Consider the following 19,886-nt stretch of genomic DNA (forward strand, 5'->3'; position numbering starts at 1 on the left):
TTTTGATCGCTGCCGCCTTTGCGGCGGCGATGCCCGCGCAAGCCGCCGACGATAGCGGCATGATCCTCAACGCGCTCGTGCAGGCGCGATTGGCGGAAGAGGGCGGCGAACCGGCAGCCGCGCTGTCGGCGCTGTCCGCCGTATCGAGTGCGGCGCCGGACCTGCCGGGTATCCGCGGACGGATGCTCGAACAAGCGATCGAGGCGGGCGATCTCGACTCCGCGCACGATGCGGCGCAGCGCCTGTGGGCGGCGGGCGAGCGGCGTTTCGACGCGCAACTGGTGCTGATGGTCGATGCCATGCGCCGGTCTGACTGGAAGGCGGCGCGCTCCTATATGGCGGGCCGCGCCGACAAGGCGGGTGCCGACACCATCGCGCGGCTGATCCTGCCGACGGTGAATGCGTGGATCGACGTCGGCGCGCGCGAAAATTTCCCCGAACAGCATCTGCTGGCGGTCAACAGCCGGACGCGGCCAGAGCCCGCGCTGACGCTGCAGGTCGCACTTGTGCAGATCGCGGCGAAACGTGCGGATTCGGCCGCAGCCCTGACCGACGGTATCACGCTGACAGACCGGACGAGCCAACTTGTCGCCATGCGGGTCGCCGCGACGCTGGACAAGGCGGGCGAAAGCGAGGCGGCCGAGCGGCTGCGCGGGCGGATCGCCCTCGCGTCGGGGCAGCGCGAAGATCCGATGCTGCTGCTTCCCGACCAGCCGGTTTCGACGCCGCGGGCGGGCACGGCGCAATGGCTGGGCATTTTGGCCGACGGCCTTGCGCGGACTCCGAACGGCAGCACTAAGCTGCCCTTGTTGTTCGCGCGCGCGGCGTACTGGCTCAACGACGAAGATTGGGCGGTGCGGGCGACGCTCGTCGAGGCGCTCGACCGCAACGGCCAGTCCGAAGACGCGATGGCGCTGCTCGACACCGGCCGTCAGGCGTTGCCGGCCGTGTTGACGATGCGCCGCGCCGAACTGATGGCCGATGCCGGCGAGCTTGCGGGCGCGGCGGCGCTTGCCGAGACCGCCGCCAACGCCAATCCCGCGCGTGGGCTGCTTGTCCGCTTCGCCGATATCGCGCGGCGTTCGGGCGACCCTGCGGCGGCCGCGAGCGCCTATGAGCGGCTCGGGGCGGCGCTGGGCGACGACGAAGGCGATCGGGCGTTGCGCGGGACGTTGCTGATCGCGCGTGCGGACTTGCTGCTGCAGGCGGGGCGTTGGGACGAAGCGGCGGCGCTGATGGAGCAGGCCGTCGCGTTGCGGCCCGGCGACGCGTCGATACTGAATTTTGCCGGCTATTCCGCGCTCGAACGGCGGAAGGACATGCCGCAATCGCTCGCGCGGATCGAAGCCGCCTGGCATCGCGAGCCGCAGAATGCGAGCATCAGCGATTCGCTGGGCTGGGCCTATTTCCTGACGGGACGGACCGACGATGCGGTCGATCTGCTGGAGCGGGCGCAGCGAGGCGAGCCCGAGAATCCGGTGATCGTCGAGCATCTGGGCGATGCCTATTGGAAGGCGGGCCAGAAGTTCCGGGCGCGGTATAACTGGCGCGCCGCGGCGCTGCTGGCCGAGGCGGAGATGGCGACGCGGCTGGAGGCGAAGCTGCGCGACGGGCTGACCCCCGCCACGACGGCGCCGTGACGGCGTTTAGCGAGACCGGCTGGGCCAAGATCAACCTCGCGCTGCACGTCCGGGCGCGGCGGGCCGACGGCTATCATGCGATCGAGACGCTGTTCGCCTTTGTCGATGGGGGAGATGCTATCGCGGCGGAGCTTGCAGAAGCGGACAGCCTCGCCATCGAGGGAGAGTTCGCCGCAGGGTTGCGCGCCGACAGCGACAATCTGGTGATGAAAGCGATCGCACTGCTCCGCGCGCGCTACGGCGCCGACCGCGTGCCGCCGCTGGCGGTGACGCTCACCAAGGCGCTTCCGGTCGCCGCAGGGATCGGCGGCGGGTCGGCCGATGCGGCGGCGATGGCGCGGCTTATCCGGGCGCATTTCCTGCCCGAGCTGGGCGACGCGACGCTTGCGCGGGTCGTGAGCCCGCTCGGCGCGGATATCGCCGCCTGTGTCGCGAGCACGACCTGTCTTGGCGTCGGGGTCGGCGAGGAACTCAGTCCAGTGCCCGAACTGCGGCTCGGCGGTACGCCGGTGCTGCTCGTCAATCCGCGGCAGCCGGTCGCGACGGGGCCGGTGTTTGCCGCCTGGGACGGGATCGATCGCGGGCCCTTGTTCACCGGGGCCGACCTGCGCGCGCAATTGTTGGGCGCGCGCAACGACCTGCAGCGCCCGGCGACCGCACAGTGCCCCGCGATCGCCGACATATTGCTCGAACTCGGCGCACTCAGGCCGTGGCTGGCGCGCATGTCGGGGTCGGGCGCGACCTGTTTCGCGCTGTTCGACGCGACGGCCGAGCGCGATGCGGCGGCAGCCTTGCTGGCGGAGCAGCGTCCGGACTGGTGGCTGATGGCAGGAGCATTAAGGTGAGCGAAGCATGGCGGCAGATCGGCGAGGCGCGGGCAGGGGGCGTGCTGCTGATCGCGGATCATGCGTCGGCCCATGTGCCCGACGACGTCGATCTGGGCATCGATCGCGCGTTGCTGTCGAACCATATCGCCATCGACATTGGCGTCGCCGAGGTCGCGGCGTTGCTCGTCGAAAGCGGCGCGGTCGACGCGGCGATCCTGGGCGGCGTGTCGCGCCTCGTCGTCGACTGTAACCGCGAGGAAGATGCTCCGGGGGTGCTGCCGATCGCGAGCGACGGCCATGCAGTGCCAGGCAATGCACTCGACGATGCAGCGCGCGAGGCGCGGCTGGCGCGCTTCTTCCGGCCTTATCACGACCATATCGCCGCGACGATCGCAGCGCATCGGCCGGCGATGATCCTCTCGCTGCACAGTTTTACCCCGTCGCTGTCTGCGCATCCCGACCAGGCGCGTCCGTGGCATGTCGGGGTGCTCTATAATGAGGACGATCGTCTTGCTGCGGCTGCCATTGCCGCGCTGGAGGCCGAAGGGCTGAATGTCGGTGACCAGCAGCCCTATTCGGGCAAATTGCTCAACGCGACGATGAACCGGCACGCCGAGGCAAATGTCATTCCCTACGTCGGGATCGAGATGCGGCAGGATTTGGTCGGCGATGAGGCAGGGCAGGCATTGTTTGCCGAAAGTCTCGGGCGCATGTGCAAGAAAGTGGCGTTGAACATCGCGACATAGGCGTGTAGAGGCGCATCTCGACGTCAATCTGTGAAATAATATTACTAGGAATATCGGGAATGCCTTCTTATCGTTCGCGTACCACCACCCACGGCCGCAATATGGCCGGCGCCCGCGGCCTGTGGCGCGCGACGGGGATGAAGGACAGCGACTTCGGCAAGCCGATCATCGCGGTGGTCAACAGCTTTACCCAGTTCGTTCCCGGCCACGTCCACCTCAAGGACCTTGGCCAGATGGTCGCGCGCGAGATCGAAGCGGCGGGCGGGGTTGCCAAGGAATTCAACACGATCGCGGTCGATGACGGCATCGCGATGGGGCACGACGGCATGCTCTACAGCCTGCCGAGCCGCGACCTGATCGCCGACAGCGTCGAATATATGGTCAACGCGCATTGCGCCGACGCGATGGTGTGCATTTCGAACTGCGACAAGATCACGCCGGGCATGTTGATGGCGGCGCTGCGGATCAACATTCCGGTGGTGTTCGTCTCCGGCGGGCCCATGGAGGCGGGCAAGGTCGTGATCAAGGGCAAGGAAGTCGCCCTCGATCTCGTCGATGCGATGGTCGCCGCCGCCGACGAGAAATATACCGACGAGGAAGTGTCCGATATCGAACGTGCAGCGTGCCCGACTTGCGGCTCGTGCTCGGGGATGTTCACGGCGAATTCGATGAACTGCCTGACCGAAGCGCTGGGATTGTCGCTGCCGGGCAACGGCTCGACGCTCGCGACGCACGCCGATCGCAAGGAATTGTTCCTGCGCGCGGGGCGGATCGTCGTCGAGATGTGCAAGCGCCACTATGAGGAAGGCGACGATAGCGTGTTGCCGCGCAATATCGCGACCTTCGAGGCGTTCGAAAATGCGATGAGCCTCGATATCGCAATGGGCGGGTCGACGAACACCGTGCTCCACCTGCTTGCCGCGGCGTTCGAGGCCGGGGTCGATTTCACCATGACCGACATCGACCGGCTGTCACGCCGCGTGCCGTGCCTGTCAAAAGTCGCGCCGGCGAAGAGCGACGTCCATATGGAGGACGTCCACCGCGCTGGCGGGATCATGGCAATCCTCGGCCAGCTGGAGCGCGCGGGGCTGATCCACGCGCATCTGCCGACGGTGCACAGTGCGACGCTGGGCGATGCGCTCAACAAATGGGACATTTCGCGGACGAACGACCCCGATGTGCAGAAATTCTTCATGGCGGCGCCGGGTGGGGTGCCGACGCAGACGGCGTTCAGCCAGGACCGGCGCTGGGATAGCCTCGACCTCGACCGCGAGGCGGGGGTGATCCGTTCGGCCGACCATGCGTTCAGCAAGGATGGCGGGCTTGCGGTGCTGTCGGGCAACGTCGCGCTCGACGGCTGCATCGTGAAGACCGCGGGCGTCGACGAGAGCATCCTGAAATTTTCGGGTCCGGCAAAAGTCTATGAAAGCCAGGACGCGGCGGTCGCGGGGATCCTTACCGGGCAGGTCGAGACGGGCGACGTCGTCGTCATCCGCTACGAAGGGCCGAAGGGTGGACCGGGCATGCAGGAAATGCTCTATCCGACGAGCTACCTCAAGTCCAAGGGCCTCGGCGCCGCCTGCGCGCTGATCACCGACGGGCGCTTTTCGGGCGGCACGTCGGGCCTGTCGATCGGCCATGTCTCGCCCGAAGCCGCCGAGGGCGGCGCGATCGGGCTGGTCGAGAATGGCGACCTGATCAACATCGACATCCCGTCGCGGACGATCACGCTTGCGGTCGCAGACAGCGTGCTGGCCGAGCGCCGCGCCGCGATGGAAGCCAAGGGCGATACCGCCTGGCAGCCCGAGAAAGCGCGCCCGCGCAAGGTTTCGGTAGCACTTCAGGCCTATGCCGCGATGACGACGAGTGCAGCGCGCGGCGCTGTCCGCGACCTGTCGCAGCTGAAGGGCAAGGGATGAAAAGACTCGGGGGGATCGCGCTGACATTGCTCGCGCTCGCGGGCTGCAATCGCGCGCCCGACAATGGCGACCTTGCCGAGGCCGAGGCACGCGGTTCGCGCGAAGCTGCCGAGAATGGCCGCATCGAGTGCGCGCTCGAGGGCGCGAAGCTGTTCGATCGCACCTGCACCGTCGAGGAAATGAGCGGCGAGAATGGTGCGGTCCTCGTCGTCGGGCGCGCCAATGTCGGATACCGGCGCCTGCAGGTCACGACCGACGGCCGCGGCGTCGTGTCGGCGGACGGTGCCGAGCCGGCGAAGGTGACGATCGTCGGCGACAATATGATCGAGGTGGCGATCGGGCACGACCGCTATCGCCTGCCGGCGAATACGGGCGGCGCCAAGTAGGCGCTGTCGCGCGATCGTGATAGGGCGGCATCATGTCCGTTCCTGCCGACGCCCCGATCCTGACCGCGAGTGCGATGCGCGAAGCCGAGGCCGCCTGCGCCATCCAAGGCACTTCGCTATCGCAATTGATGGAGCTTGCGGGTGCAGCGGTGGCCGATACGGCCTGGCGGATGGCGGCGGGAGCGCCCATCCTCATCCTCTGCGGCCCTGGCAATAATGGCGGCGATGGCTATGTCGCGGCGCGGATGCTCGCCGAGCGCGGAGCGGCGGTGCGCGTCGCCGCACTGGCCGAACCCTCGACTGAGCTGGCGAAGGCGGCGCGCGCAGGGTGGAGCGGACCGGTCGAGGCTGTCGATGGCCGCCTGGCGCCTGCGCCACTGATCGTCGATGCGCTTTTCGGTGTCGGGCTGTCGCGGACGATCTCGGACGAGCTCGCCGCCATCCTCGGCCATTTTTCCGACCGGCGCATCCTTGCGGTCGATGTCCCGAGCGGGATCGACAGCGACGGTGCGGCCGACTGGATCCCGCCGCTTCGCGCCGATGTGACGCTGGCGCTTGGCGCGCTGAAGCCCGCGCATGTCCTGCTTCCGACCGCACCCGCCTGCGGCCGCGTCCTGCTCGCGCCGATCGGCATATCGGCGAACAAGGTGATGTGGACGCTGCCGGACGCGCGGGAGAGGAAGCCGGAGGCGGCGGCGCACAAGTTCACGCGCGGGATGGTGCTGGTCTTTGCCGGACCGATGCGCGGCGCCGCCGGCCTGACGGCCGCAGCGGCGCTGCGGGCGGGCGCAGGCTATGTCGTGCTCGACGGCAGCGAGCGGGCGCCCTTTTCGGCGATCATCGCCGAGAGTGACGAGAAGTTCGGCGAACGGCTTGACGATCCGCGCGTCGGCGCGGTCGTCATCGGGCCCGGGTTTCCGGCGGGCGACGAGTTGTTGTTCGACGTGGAGGCGGCGCTCGATTCGGGCAAGCCGCTGGTGCTCGACGCCGCGGCCATCGACGCGGCGCTGCCGCGCCTGGCCGAAACACCCCGAAAAGCCATCCTGACCCCGCATGAAGGCGAGTTCGCGCGCGCCTTTCCGCAGCTTTACGGCAGCAAGATCGATCGCGCCAAGGCGGCCGCGGCGCGCACGCAGGCGGTCGTTGTCTACAAGGGCGCCGATACGATCATCGCCGCGCCCGACGGCCGCGTTGCGGCCGCATGGCCGGGCAGCCCGTGGCTGGCGACGGCGGGGACGGGCGACATACTGGCCGGTGCTTGCGGCGCGATGCTGGCAAGGGGGGGCGATGCTTTCGATGCCGCGGTCGCCGCGGTGGGCTGGCATATTGCGCGCGCCACGCATATAGGCCCCGGCCTTGTAGCGGATGATCTGATAAGGGACTGACATGAGCGAAGCTGCGCTGATCGAGCGCATCGCCGCGCGCGGCGACGGCGTGACGGGCGACGGCCGCCATGTGGCGGGCGCCGTGCCGGGCGACCGCGTGCGCGACGACGGGATCCTCATTCCGGGACCGAACCGCGCCGAACCGGTGTGCCGCCATTTCGGCAGATGCGGCGGTTGCCAGTTGCAGCATGTCGCCGAACCGGCGCTCGCCGAGTTCGTGCGCGATCGCGTGGTCGGCGGGCTGGAGGGGCAGGACGTCCTCTATGGCGAGGTGCTTCCCGCGCTCCTTTCGCCGCCGCAGAGTCGCCGCCGCGCCGCGCTCACCGCGCTCAGGACGGGCAAACAGGTCGCGATCGGATTCAACGCGGCGCAGAGCAACCAGATCGTCGATATGCGGATGTGCCCGCTGTTGCTGCCCGAACTCTTCGCGTTGATCGAACCTGTGCGCGAACTGCTGGTCATGACTGCGCAGCCGCGACGCCCGGTGAAGGTCAAGCTGCAAATGCTCGATCAGGGCGTCGAATTGATCCTCGATGGCGTCAAGGCCGACGGGCTCGATGCCGCGATGGCGTTGCAGGATTTTGCCGGCACGCACGATCTGGCGCGTTTCGCGATCGATCAGGGCGACGGGCTCGAAATCCTATGGCAGCCCGATCCGCCGACGATGCGCTTTGGCGACATATTGGTCGAGGTGCCGCCCTTTGCCTTTCTGCAACCGACCGCGACGGGGCAGGCGGCGCTCGTGGATGCGGTAACCAAAGCGATCGGTGATGCCGGCGCCGTTGCCGACCTGTTTGCGGGGGTCGGCACCTTCGCGCTGTCGGTGCAGGCGGGGCGCAAAGTCTATGCTGCCGAGGGCGCGCGCGATGCGGTCGCCGCGTTGACCGGCGCCGCAAACCGTGCCCGCGCGCTGGTCGCGACCGAGCATCGCGACCTGTTCCGGCGCCCATTGGTGCCTGCCGAGCTCAACCGTTTCGGTGCGATCATCCTCGACCCTCCCCGCGCGGGGGCGGAGGAGCAGGTGAGGCAGCTCGCTGGTTCAGCGGTGCCGGCAATCGCCTATGTCAGCTGCAATCCCGCGAGCTTCGCGCGCGATGCGAAAATACTGACCGAAAGCGGCTACCGGCTCGACTGGGTCCAGCCCGTCGGCCAGTTTCGCTGGTCGACCCATGTGGAACTGGCCGCGCGGTTTTCGCGATAGCTGTTAATGCAGCACGAAACCCATGAAGGCGTGCAGGCAAAGCGCGAATAGGGCAAGGCTTGCCAGCGCGAAGACGCCGAAGCGCCACATCACGCGATTGACCGTCACCTGGATCAGGCTGTGCACGATGCGCAGGGCGACATAGGCCCAAGCGATCTGCGCGTTCAGCCCGCCGCCCATGCCGCCGACCGCGAGCGCGATCGCGACGGCATAGAAGACCGTCGGCTGTTCCATCAGATGGTTGTAATTATGCGCCTTCCATTGCACCTCGGCGGGCAGCACATCGTCGAGCCCCTTGCCGGTGCCGCCGACCATTTTTGCGGCGTCGATTTTCGCGCGCTGCATTGCCGGGATGCGCGTCGCGTACATCCACACCCACATGACCATCGACCAGAGCGCGAGCGTCGCGACCGGTCCCAAAATAGCGTTCGTATCCATAATCTCTCCCCCTCAACCCAAAGTGGCGATCACCGCTAGCAGCGCGAGCGCCAGCAGGCACAAGGTCGACGCCGCAAAGATGGCAAAGCGCACCGGTATACGGTTCACCGTTGCCTGCCAGAAGCTGTGCACGATACGCAGCGCGACATAGGCCCAGGCGATCCATACGACATAGGCGGGATAGCCGCCGACCGCGTGCAGGATCAGAATGACGGCGTAAAAGAGCGTCGGCTGTTCGAGCAGATGCGTGTAATTGTGCGATTTCCAGTTGGTGACGGGCGGCAAGATCCCTTCAAGGTCGCCGCCGCGACCGCCGGGCGGTGCTGCCTTGAGATCGATACCCGATTTGGCAAGCGCGCCGAAGCGCGTCACCGCGACCCACACCAGCATGACGAGCGTCCACAGGATCAGCACCGCGCCCGGTGCGAGAATGTTCGGCGTCATATGCTCCCCCCTTTGTCGTACGGCGGCGATGCTAGGGGCGGCGCGCCGATATGCAATTGCCAAAATTCAGTCGCGCCGAACCGCGATCTCGGTGCGGATCGCGGCTCCGTCGCCATCGACGCGCGGCGCGAAGCCAAGATCGCGCGGCGGCATCGCACCATATTTCACCGGCGGCTGCATTTCGTGGAACGCCCCCACATCGGGATGGGTACGGTGGCGGAAAAAGCCGGTTGCAGCGAAATGCGGGTCTTCCTTGATGTCCTGAAGGTCGCGCGTCGCCATCGCCGGAATATCGTTTGCGGCGAACAGTGCGAGCCATTCGGCGGTGGATTTCGCCGGTGTTTTGCGTGCGATCTCGCTGTAAATCAGCGACATATGCCGTCCTTCGGCCTTTGCCGCCTCATAGTCCGGCGTTGCGAGCAGGTCGGCGCTGCCGAGCAGCGCCATCAGCCGCGCGGTCGATTCGGGTGTGTAGGGAACGATCGCGAGATAGCCATCGCTCGTCGGAAAGGGCTGGCGCGTCGGGTCGAGTTGACGCGGATAGCCGGCGGGACCGATGGGCGGATCGAGCGTCGCGTCGCGGAAATGCTCGACGAGCATGAAGGACGCGAAGCATTCGAACATCGGCACCTCGACCTCTTGCCCTTCGCCGGTGCGGAGCTTGTGGACTAGCGCGGCAAGGATCGCCTGCGCCCCGAACTGGCCCGCGATCTTGTCGGCGATCAGCGAAGGGAAATAGCGTGGGCGCGGGTCGCCATCGACACGTGGCAGCAGGCTGGTCGTACCCGTCGCTGCCTGGATGACATCGTCATACGCCTGCAGATCGGCATAGGGGCCGTCTTGCCCGAAGCCGGTGCCATGGACATAGATGATGTCGGGCTTCAGCGCCTTGCAGGCCGCAAAGTCGAAGCCCAGCTTGGCGATCGCCTTGCCTCGGACATTGTGAAAGAAGACGTCGGCACTCGCGATCAGGTCGCGGAGTACGGCGGCGTCCTCGGGCTTCTTGAGGTCTAGCGCGATCGACCGTTTGCCGCGGTTCACGGTGAGGTGGATAGAGCCCATTGTCGGGTCGGGGACGCCGTTCCCGAGATAGCGCGAAATGTCGCCGGTGCCCGGCGTTTCGACCTTGATCACTTCGGCGCCGAGATCGGCGAGCATCTGCGTCGCATAGGGACCGAAGATAACCGTGGTAAGATCGATGATCCGGATCCCTGACAACATCGACGCGCATCCTCTCTCTCTGCTTCGCGCGCACGATAGAATGATTGCAAAGTAAAACGGAAGAGGCTTCGTCGTCAGGCTGGCTATTCTGTCAGGCTATCCGCTTCATTGCCCGTACCGACCGCGTAGGCGGTCGATATCCGGCGATAGGATTTCGACCGGAAAGCGGCGACCGTCGCAAGCACACCGAACGCACCGGCGATCGAAAAGACGATCGCGATGCCGCGTTCCGGCCCGCGGCCGTACCAGTCGCCGATCGCGACCGCGCCCGCACCGTCGGTCATCAGCGGCACGAATATGAACTGCGTCAGCGGCGCGATCAGGAAGGCGGTGAGCGGCGACGCCGACTGCTCGACCGATTGGGCAAAGCCGAAGACGCGCCCTTGCCGTTCATAGGGAACGACCTTTTGCAGCGTCGTCTGCTCGGCCGCCTCGGCATAGGGGCCGAGGAACATCCATATAAAGCAGCCGGCCGCCAACAGCAGGATCGACGACTGGACCGTGAAGAAGACCGCGACGATCCATGCCGCGAGGTTAACGAAAAGCAGCGTTCGTACGGGGTTCACGCCAAGGCCGGTCCGCGCGATGACCATCCCGCTGAGGATGAAGGCGCAGGAAATGACCGCCCAGAGCAATCCCCATTCCTCGACCTCCATCAGCGACAGGCCATAGGCGTCCATCAACGCCATGAAGACGCCGCCGAGGAGATTGTTGAATGTCGTGAAGAGGATGAGGGCGATCAGGCCGGGTATGCCCAGCACGACGCGAAGGGTCCTGGCGAGGTCGATGCGGCGCGGCGCGTCATGCGCTTCGCCAACACGCGGCTCGTCGATCCGGACGAACAGCAGGTGGACAATCGCGACCAGCGTGAAGCCGATCGCGAAGGCTAGCGTCCCTGCCATGCCGCCCCACGCGACGAGGAATCCGCTGATCGCAGAGGTGGTGAGGAAGCCGATGCCGCTGACCATGCCGACGAGGCCGTTCGCCTTGTCGCGGCGATCTTCCGCCACGAGCAAAGTGACGAGCGTGGGCAGCGCGATCATGCGGATATTGCCGGCGATCACCGCCAGCATCGTGATGAGGATGAAGAGCCAGAGCGTGATGCTCCCGGTATCCGCACCGCGAATATCGGGGGCGAGCGCATAGCCCGCGAGCGCGGCGGCGTAGAGCGCCAGCGAGGCGGCGCTGGAGACGAGCATCATGTTGCGTTTGCCATGATGGTCGACAAGACTGCCGAACCAGATACCGAGCGCGGCGGTGAGGACGAGATAAATGCCTGCGATCATCCCCGTCGCGAACACCGACCGGGTTTCGAGAAAGGTCCAGAAGGTGAGCGCGAACCACACCGTGAAATTGGTGATGTTCGCGACCAGGTTGTTGGCAAGAAGATGGTGAAAGGGTTGCATAAGCGGCGCAATCTAGCGCCTTGTCCTGAAAGGAAAAGGGCCGGTCGCATCGCAGCGCCTGCCCCCCGCTTTTTGGCATTCCGTTGCGATCAGAACAGCTTGGTCACCGTCGCGCTGCGGCGTTCCTGCTCGACTTCGCCCGTATAGAGGCTGACCATCGGCTCGTCGCTGACGACATGCGTCTCGTCCGCGCCGAAGCCGTTGAACTTGGTCCGCATCGCACACCCATAAGCGCCGAGCATGCCGATCTCGATGAAGTCGCCGGCTTTGACATCAGCGGGCAGGAAGAAAGGCCCCGCCATATGGTCGAGGTCGTCGCAGGTCGGGCCGTAGAAGCTGAACGGCACCATCTCGGCCTCGCTGCGGTCTTCGCGTTGCAGCGTGACCGGGAAGCGCCAGCCGACATGCGCGGCATCGAACAGCGCGCCGTAGGCACCGTCGTTGATGTACAGTTCGTCACCGCGACGCTTTTCGACGCGCACGATGAGCGAGCTATACTCGGCCGACAGCGCGCGGCCGGGCTCGCACCACAGTTCGGCCGAATAGCTGATCGGCAGGCTTTCGAAGCTGCGGTGGATCGTCTCGAAATAGGCGTCGAGCGGCGGCGGCTCCATACCCGGATAGGAGGAGGGGAAGCCCCCTCCGACGTCGATGATGTCAACGGTGACCGACGCCGCGACGATGGCGGCGCGGACGCGTTCCATCGCCTGCGCATAGGCATGAGGCGTCATCGCCTGGCTGCCGACATGGAAGCAGATGCCGAGCGCGTCGGCCGCTTGGCGGGTCGCCATCAGCAGTTCGGCGACCTCGTCGGGCTCGGCGCCGAATTTCGCGGCTAGGCTGAGCTTCGAATGGTCGGACGAGACGCGAAGCCGGACGAGCAGGTTCAGATCCTGCGCGCCTTCGGTCGCACGGACGATCTTTTCGAGTTCGTCGAGCGTGTCGAGCGAGAAGGTGCGCACGCCATGCTTCCAATAGGCTTCGGAAATCGCTTCCTCGGCCTTGACCGGATGCATGAAGCATAGCGTCGCGTCGGGAAGCGTGCGCGCGACGAGGCGGACCTCGGCGATCGAGGCGACGTCATAATGGGTGACGCCCGAGTCCCACAGCACGCGTAGCAGGTCGGGCGATGGATTCGCCTTGACCGCATACATGGTCGTGCCGGGAAATCGCTCGATGAAGAAACGCGCTGCGCGCCGCGCGGCATGCGGGCGGACAAGCGTAACAGGTTCGACCGGCGAAAGTGCCTGAATCAGCCCGTGGGCGCTATGATGCTGGTGCAACTCAAGGGACCCCCAAAAATAACGTTAAACATCCAAGGCTGCCTTGCGGTTATTGGAAGTCCCCCTGGGGCAGCGGAGAGCGCATATATGGGCGGGGGTCCCCCCTGTAAAGACCCTTGGGCGCAATTTTGTAATAGCACGGTAACATGCACGGCGAAGCGGGTGCGACGCGCGCCGGGCCGGGCAAAGGCGAGACAAAAGCGCGCCGCGGTATTAGAAACATGTTGAAGACCTAACCCGAAAGGACTCTCCTCCCATGGTTTCTCGCGCCGAGGTCAATCACAACTTCTCCGACGCAGAACTGGACGAACTGCGGGCCTATGGCACGGTCGAGTCGCACAGGGCCGGCGATCTGCTCATCGAAGAAGGGGCGATGGCTCCCGATTGCATCGTGACCTTGTCGGGGTACACCGACATTTTCGCGTCGACCGACGAGGGCCGCAAGCGCGTCGGATGGATGGAGCGAGGGCAATTCGCCGGCGACCTGTCGGTATTGACGGGGCAGCGACATCTGTCGCGCGTCGAAATGGGCGCCGACGGCGAGATACTGCGCATCGCGCACCCCGATTTCCAGCGGTTGATCGCGGGCAATTCGCATTATTCGGACATCTTCGTGCGCGTGCTGTCGGCGCGGCGCGAGTTCAGCAAGCATCGCGGCTTTGCGGTCACGATCATTATCGGCGCGGCGATGGACCGCAGCGTCTATGCGATGCGCGACCTGCTCATGAAGCATGGCGTCGCGCACCGCTGGTTCGACCCCGCCGACGGGCCGGTCGCAGGGCATCTTCTGGCCGAGCGCGGGCTGGCCGAGGATCAACTGCCCGTGGCGATCCTTGGTGCCGCCGATGTGCTGATCCAGCCGACTCCCGAACAACTCGCGGCCGGGCTCGGGCTCGACCTGCTTCCCGACGGCGCGACCGCCGACGTCATCGTCGTCGGCAGCGGTCCCGGTGGGCTGGCGGCGGCAGTGTACGCCGCGTCCGAAGGGCTGACGGTGATCGCGCTCGATGCGCTGGCGCCGGGCGGACAGGCGGGGACGTCGTCGAAGATCGAAAATTACCTAGGCTTCCCGACCGGCATTTCGGGCAACGAACTCGCGCGCCGCGCGACGGTGCAGGCGCAGAAATTCGGCGCGCGGCTGGTGGCGCCGGTCCGCGCGGCGTCGATCAACCGCGACGAGGACGCCTATTGCCTGCATCTGGCGGATGGTCGCAAGCTGCGCAGCCGCGCGGTCGTCGTCGCAAGCGGCGCTAAATATCAGAGCCTGCCGATCGACGGCATTGAGGTCTATGAAGGACGTGGCATCTATTATGGCGCGACGCCGATGGAGGCACAGCTGTGCAGCGATGCCGAGGTTACGATCGTCGGGGCAGGCAATTCGGCGGGGCAGGGGGCGATCTATCTCGCCAGCGTGGCGAAGAAGGTCTACGTCATCTTCCGCCGGTCGAGCCTGCGTGAGACGATGTCCGAATATCTGGTCAAGCGGCTCGAAGAGCATCCGAATATCGAGATCATAGCATCGACCGACGTCGTTGCGCTCCACGGCGAGGATCGGCTCGCCGGTCTAACCTATCGCTGCCGCGAGACCGGCGAGGAGGGGCATTGCGATTGCGGCTTCCTGTTCTTGTTCCTCGGCGCGAACCCGAACACGACCTGGCTTCCCAAGGAAATGGTGTGCGACGAGCGCGGCTTCGTGAAGACCGGCACCGACATCGCACCTATCGAATTGGTCAAGGCGGGCTGGGCACTCGACCGCATGCCGACGCGCTATGAAACGAGCTGGCCGCGCATCTATGCCGTGGGCGATGTCCGCAAGGGGTCGGTGAAGCGCGTTGCTTCATCGGTGGGTGAGGGGTCGGTGGTGGTCAGCGACATCCATCAGGCTTTGGCGGAGGTTGGCGCTCCCGCCGAATAACGTCATCCAGGTGAAAATGGGTTTGGATTACCCCAGCCGCGTCTTGAAATCCTCGTAACCGAATTCGCGGACCAGCTTCAGCGCGTCGCTCTCGCTATCCCACAGCCAGATCGAGGGCAACGGCACGCCGTTGAAGGTGTTGGTTTTGACCATCGAATAATGCGCCTGGTCGAGGAAGGCGAAGCGCTGGCCGATGCGCGCACCGCCGGGCAGGCGATAGTCCCCGATGATGTCGCCCGCGAGGCACGAGGGGCCGCCGAGCCGCGTGGGCATGCCTTCACTTCCTTCATCGAGCATTGCGGGGCGATAGGGTGCCTCGATCACATCAGGCATGTGGCAGGTCGCCGAAACGTCGGTGATGCCGATCGGCATGCCATTGTCGAACAGGTCGAGCACCTCCCCGACCAGGATGCCGGCGTCGAGCGCGATCGCTTCGCCGGGCTCGATCATGACGTCGCAATCCGTCGCGGCGCGCACCTGCTTCAGGAAAGCGATCAGGTCGTCGACCTGATAATCCGCGCGCGTGACATGGTGGCCGCCGCCGAAATTGATCCATTTGAGCTGGCCGAAGAAGGGGCGCAGCATCGGCTGCACCGCGTTCCAGGTGCGCTGGAGCGGCGGGAAGTCCTGTTCGCACAGGCTGTGCATATGGACGCCGTCGACGCCCTCCATATGTTCGGGGAGCAGCTGGCTGATCGGGAAGCCGAGGCGGCTGCACGGCGCGGCAGGATCGTATTTCGCGACCTCGCCTTCGCTGTGCATGGGGTTGATGCGCAGGCCGATGTCGAACGTCGCACCCTGCGTACGAAGCTGGTCGAGCAGCGGACGGAATCGCGCGATCTGGCCAGGCGAGTTGAAGATGAGATGGTCGGACAGCGCCGCGATCTCGGGCAGGTCGGCTTCCTTGTAGCCGGCGCAATAGGTGGCGACTTCGCCGCCATATTCGCCGCGGCCGAGCCTCGCTTCGTAAAGGCCGGAGGCGCATACGCCGTCGAGATATTCGGCGACGGTCGGCCCGAGCGACCACATGGAAAAGGCCTTGAGCGCCGCAAGCACGCGCGCGCCCGACGCGTCGCCGATATGGCGCAGCAGCGCCAGGTTCGCACGCACCTTCGCGGCATCGACGACGAATGCGGGGGAGGGGACGCGGGTCAGGTCGAAGCGGGCAAAGGCTCCGGGGTCGCCGGCACGGGTTTCCATGTCGCTTGGGATTCCTGAATTAAGTCAGACCGCAATCGGTCCCTTGAAGATGAAGAACGCCCCCGCCGCGATCAGACCGAAGCCGACGAGATGGTTCACCGTCAGCTTCTCACCGAGCCAGAAGACCGCGAACCCGGCGAATATGATCAGGGTGATCACTTCTTGCAAGGTCTTGAGTTCGGCGGCGCTGTAGACGCCATAGCCGATGCGGTTCGCGGGGATGACGAGGCAATATTCGAAAAAGGCGATTCCCCACGCGATCAGCACCGCGAGCCAGACCGGACGCGACACCGCGCCGAGCTGGCCGTACCAGGCGAAGGTCATGAAGATGTTCGAGACGAACAGCAGCCCGATCGGCGCGAGATAGGCGGTCATTTGGTCTCTTTCGTCAGCGGCAGCACGTCGCGAAGCAGCGCGGCAAAGAAATGCCCCGGCTCCTCGACCATCGGCATATGCGCCGAATGTTCGAGCCAGACGAGCTTCTTTGAGGGTGCTTCAACCTGTCCGAACCACTGGGCTGCTACAGGCGAAGGCACAGTATAGTCATGCCGTCCGAGCAGGAAGACGATCGGAACGTCCATCTTGTGCACCGACTTGAAGCTGACGTCGGCGAGCCGCGGCCAGAGCGTCGTCACCGAAAATGCGCTGCCCTTGCCCCACGCCTGCACATCGGCCGCGGTATATTCTGGCGACAGGCGCGGGGTCTGGAAATAATATTTGAGGTCGGGCTTGTTGTAGATCAGCGAGCCATAGGGAATGGCATATTTGCGCCAGCCATCGGCTTTGGCGATGGTGAACTCGCCCTGCGGATAGGGTGCGAGCGCGTCGATCGCGGCGACGGCTTCGGCGTTGCCTGCCGCCAGCGCTTTCGCTCGCGTCCACGCCATGCCGGCCTTCTCGCCCTCGCGGAAATCTATGCCCTGACCGACGCCGACATAGGCGTAGAGCAGATCGGGGCGCTCGGCCGCGACCGACAGGCCGACGATCGAACCCCAGCTGTGCCCCATCAGCACGACCTTGCGCTTGTCGTAGCGCTTTTTGAGCAACTCGATCAGTTCAATGGCGTCGTCGCGGTAGCGCTCGACGGTCATCGTCGGCGCGAGCGTGGCGGGATCGTTCAGCGGGTACGATCGCCCGGCGCCGCGCTGGTCATATTGCACAACGGTGAAGACGTCCTCCCACGGGCGCTGGAACGCCCAGGCGAAGGGCATCTCCACAGCGCCGGGACCGCCGTGGACGAAGATCAGGATGGGGTTGTCTTGGTCCGCGCCCCGGACGTTCACGATCTGCCGTGCGCCGCCGAGCGTTGCCTCGAAGGTTTCCTGAACGCCGTTCGGCGTGACGATCTTGCCGATGTCGGCGACGATCGCGCGTGCCAGGGCGTAGGAGTCTTCGGTTTGCGCGAGCGCGGGCGTGGCAAGGGAGAGAAGCGCCAGAATGGCGAGGTAAAATCTCATGGCACGTCCTTGCGCTTGCCAGCCAATAAAAAGCCGCTCGCCCTGAGCTTGTCGAAGGGCCGCTCTTCCCAGGTTAAAGGGAAAAACGGTGCTTCGACAAGCTCAGCACGAACGGCATAGAGGGTGGCGTCAGATTTAGAAGTCGAGCGGCGCGTCCAATTCCTTCACCTGCCACGACAGGCCATGCTTGTTGAGCATGGCCATGAAGGGATCGGGATCCATCTGTTCCATGTTGAACACGCCGTCGCCCGACCAGGTCCCGGTGACCATCATCGCCGCCCCGATCATCGCGGGAACGCCCGTGGTGTAGCTGACCGCCTGATTGCCGGTTTCGGCGAACGCGTCCTCATGGTCACAGATATTGTAGAGATAGAGCGTCTTTTCCTTGCCGTCCTTGCCGAGGCCGGTCGCGATGACGCCGATATTGGTCTTGCCCTTCGTCGTCTCGCCAAGGCTCGACGGTTCGGGCAGCACGGCCTTGAGGAACTGCAGCGGAATGATCTCGCGGCCTTCATAGATCACCGGGTCGATGCGCGTCATGCCGACATTCTGGAGCACGGTGAGGTGCTGGATATAGGCGTCGCCGAAGGTCATCCAGAAACGGATGCGCTTGATTTCGGGCAGGTGCGTTTTCAGGCTTTCAATTTCCTCATGATACATGAGGTACATATTTTTCGGCCCGACGGCTTCGAAATCGAACGGTTGCTTCACCGACATCGGCGGGGTTTCGACCCACTCGCCGTTTTCCCAGTGGCGGGCGACCGCGGTGACTTCCCGGATGTTGATTTCGGGATTGAAGTTGGTCGCGAAATGCTGGCCATGATCGCCGCCGTTGCAGTCGAGGATGTCGAGCGTGTCGATCCGGTCGAAATGGTGCTTGCGCAGCCAGGTGGTGAAGACGCTCGTCACGCCGGGATCGAAGCCCGAGCCGAGCAGCGCCATCAGCCCGGCTTCCTTGAAGCGGTCGTGATAGGCCCATTGCCAATGATATTCGAACTTCGCCTCATCGCGCGGTTCATAGTTGGCGGTGTCGAGATAATGCGCGCCGGTCGACAGGCACGCCTCCATGATCGTCAGGTCCTGATAGGGGAGCGCGAGGTTCACGACATGCGTCGCGCCGATCGAGCGAATGAGCGCCGCGGTCGCGTCGATATGGTCGGCGTCGACCTCGGCGGTCTGGATCGTCACGCCCGTGCGCTCCTTCACCGATTCGGCGATCGCGTCGCACTTGAACTTGCGGCGACTGGCCAGCGTGATGTCGGGGAAGATGTCGGGGTTCATCGCCATCTTGTGCACCGCGACCGATCCGACGCCGCCTGCGCCGATCACCAGAACCTTGCTCATGAAAAATCTCCTGCCCGCTATGCTGCGGCTTGTGTTGTATGCCGCGCCCTATAGGACGAAGCCATGACACAGCAAAGCCCCGATACCCTGATCGACCCGACCCGCGCGCCCACGCTCGCGGGAGTCGAACGCGCCGCGGCGAAAGTCGCTGCATTGCTGCCGCAAACGCCGCTACTCCCGCTTGAAATCGACGGCAAAATGATCTGGTGCAAGGCCGAGTGCCTGCAACCCGTCGGCGCGTTCAAGATCCGCGGCGCGTGGCACCGGCTGACCGATCTTTCACCCGAACAGGCGAACGAAGGCGTCGTCGGCGTATCGAGCGGCAATCATGCGCAGGGGGTCGCCTGGGCGGCGAAACGGCTGGGGATCAATGCGACGATCGTGATGCCGAGCAACGCGCCCGCGATGAAGCTAGCGGCGACGCGCAAGCTTGGCGCCGAGGTCGTGCTTTACGATCGCGTCACCGAATCGCGCGATGCAGTAGCGGCGAAGCTGCTCGCCGATCGCGGCGGCACGCTCGTTCATGCCTATGGCGACCCGTGGATCATCGAGGGGCAGGGCAGCGCCGGGATCGAGGCGACGGCGCAGATGAAGGGGCGCGGGTTGGGCGGGCTCGACAAGGTTATCGCCTGCTGCGGTGGCGGCGGCCTGTCCGCGGGCCTCGCGCTCGCCTGCCCCGATGCCGAAATCATCGCCGTCGAGCCCGAGGGTTGGGACGATGTGACGCGCAGCCTGGCTGCTGGCAGGATCCTGTCCGTCGAGGATATGGCCTATCCCACCGAATGCGATGCGTTGCAGACCCCCGAGACATGGCCGATCAACTTCGCGGTGCTTCAGGCGCGCGGGGTAAAGGGCATAGCGGTGACGCGCGGCGAAGTGCGCGACGCGATGCGGCTGGTATTCGAAAAACTGCACCTGGTGGTCGAGCCCGGCGGCGCCGCGGCGCTCGCGGCGGTGCTCGCGGGAAAGGTCGCGGTGACCGATGCGACGCTCGTCACCCTGTCGGGCGGCAATGTCGATCCGCTGAAGTTCGCCGAGATCATCACCGAATAGGAAACTTATCGGGACCGAAGC

Annotated in this window: 18 protein-coding genes; 9 read left to right on the forward strand and 9 right to left on the reverse strand. The window is 65.3% G+C overall.

Annotated features, from left to right (window positions below; genetic code table 11):
• The first annotated feature begins 2 nt into the window (after positions 1–2).
• Genes VSX79_RS08240 through VSX79_RS08270 form a run of 7 tightly spaced genes read left to right on the forward strand, consistent with a single transcriptional unit; the run spans position 3 to position 8,104 of the window.
• Entirely contained in the window at positions 3–1,640 is a 1,638-nt protein-coding gene (locus tag VSX79_RS08240; protein WP_326915136.1) for a tetratricopeptide repeat protein, read from the forward strand.
• Positions 1,637–2,485, forward strand: a complete 849-nt coding sequence (locus VSX79_RS08245) for a 4-(cytidine 5'-diphospho)-2-C-methyl-D-erythritol kinase (protein WP_179496416.1) — start codon at positions 1,637–1,639, stop codon at positions 2,483–2,485. The genes VSX79_RS08240 and VSX79_RS08245 overlap by 4 nt, the downstream gene beginning before the upstream one ends.
• On the forward strand, positions 2,482–3,213 hold the full coding sequence (locus tag VSX79_RS08250; RefSeq protein ID WP_326915137.1) for an N-formylglutamate amidohydrolase: 732 nt from the start codon (positions 2,482–2,484) through the stop codon (positions 3,211–3,213). Before VSX79_RS08245 ends, VSX79_RS08250 begins: the two co-directional genes overlap by 4 nt.
• 59 nt (positions 3,214–3,272) lie before the next feature.
• Positions 3,273–5,132 (forward strand): dihydroxy-acid dehydratase, encoded by a 1,860-nt coding sequence (ilvD, locus tag VSX79_RS08255; protein ID WP_326915138.1) that lies wholly within the window; start codon positions 3,273–3,275, stop codon positions 5,130–5,132.
• Positions 5,129–5,518: a hypothetical protein gene (locus tag VSX79_RS08260; RefSeq protein WP_326915139.1), complete on the forward strand. Its 390-nt coding sequence runs from the start codon at positions 5,129–5,131 to the stop codon at positions 5,516–5,518. Before ilvD ends, VSX79_RS08260 begins: the two co-directional genes overlap by 4 nt.
• 32 nt (positions 5,519–5,550) lie before the next feature.
• Positions 5,551–6,903: an NAD(P)H-hydrate dehydratase gene (locus VSX79_RS08265; protein ID WP_326915140.1), complete on the forward strand. Its 1,353-nt coding sequence runs from the start codon at positions 5,551–5,553 to the stop codon at positions 6,901–6,903.
• Position 6,904: 1 nt separating this feature from the next.
• Positions 6,905–8,104, forward strand: a complete 1,200-nt coding sequence (locus VSX79_RS08270) for a class I SAM-dependent RNA methyltransferase (protein ID WP_326915141.1) — start codon at positions 6,905–6,907, stop codon at positions 8,102–8,104.
• 3 nt (positions 8,105–8,107) lie between these two features.
• Here the strand turns inward: VSX79_RS08270 and VSX79_RS08275 are convergent, their stop codons facing one another.
• The 5 genes from VSX79_RS08275 to VSX79_RS08295 form a co-directional block, all read right to left on the reverse strand.
• On the reverse strand, positions 8,108–8,542 hold the full coding sequence (locus VSX79_RS08275) for an MAPEG family protein (RefSeq protein WP_179496404.1): 435 nt from the start codon (positions 8,540–8,542) through the stop codon (positions 8,108–8,110).
• A gap of 12 nt (positions 8,543–8,554) precedes the next feature.
• Complete coding sequence (locus tag VSX79_RS08280; protein WP_179496402.1) at positions 8,555–8,986, reverse strand: MAPEG family protein; 432 nt, start codon at positions 8,984–8,986, stop codon at positions 8,555–8,557.
• Positions 8,987–9,052: 66 nt separating this feature from the next.
• Positions 9,053–10,207, reverse strand: coding sequence for a CaiB/BaiF CoA transferase family protein (locus VSX79_RS08285; protein WP_326915142.1), 1,155 nt, complete (start codon positions 10,205–10,207; stop codon positions 9,053–9,055).
• 83 nt (positions 10,208–10,290) lie between these two features.
• Positions 10,291–11,613 carry an MFS transporter gene (locus tag VSX79_RS08290; RefSeq protein WP_326915143.1) on the reverse strand — a complete coding sequence of 441 codons (1,323 nt, stop codon included), beginning with the start codon at positions 11,611–11,613 and terminating at the stop codon, positions 10,291–10,293.
• Positions 11,614–11,702: 89 nt separating this feature from the next.
• On the reverse strand, positions 11,703–12,896 hold the full coding sequence (locus tag VSX79_RS08295; RefSeq protein ID WP_179496396.1) for a type III PLP-dependent enzyme: 1,194 nt from the start codon (positions 12,894–12,896) through the stop codon (positions 11,703–11,705).
• 256 nt (positions 12,897–13,152) lie between these two features.
• On the opposite strand from VSX79_RS08295, the gene VSX79_RS08300 reads away from it, so the two are divergent.
• Positions 13,153–14,811 carry an FAD-dependent oxidoreductase gene (locus tag VSX79_RS08300; RefSeq protein ID WP_179496394.1) on the forward strand — a complete coding sequence of 553 codons (1,659 nt, stop codon included), beginning with the start codon at positions 13,153–13,155 and terminating at the stop codon, positions 14,809–14,811.
• Between the two features lie 27 nt (positions 14,812–14,838).
• On the opposite strand, the gene VSX79_RS08305 is transcribed toward VSX79_RS08300, so the two are convergent.
• From VSX79_RS08305 to VSX79_RS08320, 4 genes are all read right to left on the reverse strand, one after another.
• A complete protein-coding gene (locus tag VSX79_RS08305; RefSeq protein WP_179496392.1) occupies positions 14,839–16,011 on the reverse strand; it encodes a carboxynorspermidine decarboxylase in 1,173 nt (390 codons plus the stop codon).
• A gap of 24 nt (positions 16,012–16,035) precedes the next feature.
• Positions 16,036–16,386, reverse strand: a complete 351-nt coding sequence (locus tag VSX79_RS08310) for a DMT family protein (protein WP_179496390.1) — start codon at positions 16,384–16,386, stop codon at positions 16,036–16,038.
• Positions 16,383–17,468 (reverse strand): alpha/beta fold hydrolase, encoded by a 1,086-nt coding sequence (locus VSX79_RS08315; RefSeq protein WP_326915144.1) that lies wholly within the window; start codon positions 17,466–17,468, stop codon positions 16,383–16,385. Before VSX79_RS08315 ends, VSX79_RS08310 begins: the two co-directional genes overlap by 4 nt.
• Positions 17,469–17,603: 135 nt before the next feature.
• A complete protein-coding gene (locus VSX79_RS08320; RefSeq protein WP_326915145.1) occupies positions 17,604–18,812 on the reverse strand; it encodes a saccharopine dehydrogenase family protein in 1,209 nt (402 codons plus the stop codon).
• Between the two features lie 63 nt (positions 18,813–18,875).
• On the opposite strand from VSX79_RS08320, the gene VSX79_RS08325 reads away from it, so the two are divergent.
• Positions 18,876–19,865 (forward strand): threonine ammonia-lyase, encoded by a 990-nt coding sequence (locus VSX79_RS08325; protein WP_326915146.1) that lies wholly within the window; start codon positions 18,876–18,878, stop codon positions 19,863–19,865.
• Positions 19,866–19,886: the final 21 nt, after the last annotated feature.

It is taken from the genome of Sphingopyxis chilensis (genome assembly GCF_035930445.1).
Taxonomy (GTDB): domain Bacteria; phylum Pseudomonadota; class Alphaproteobacteria; order Sphingomonadales; family Sphingomonadaceae; genus Sphingopyxis; species Sphingopyxis chilensis.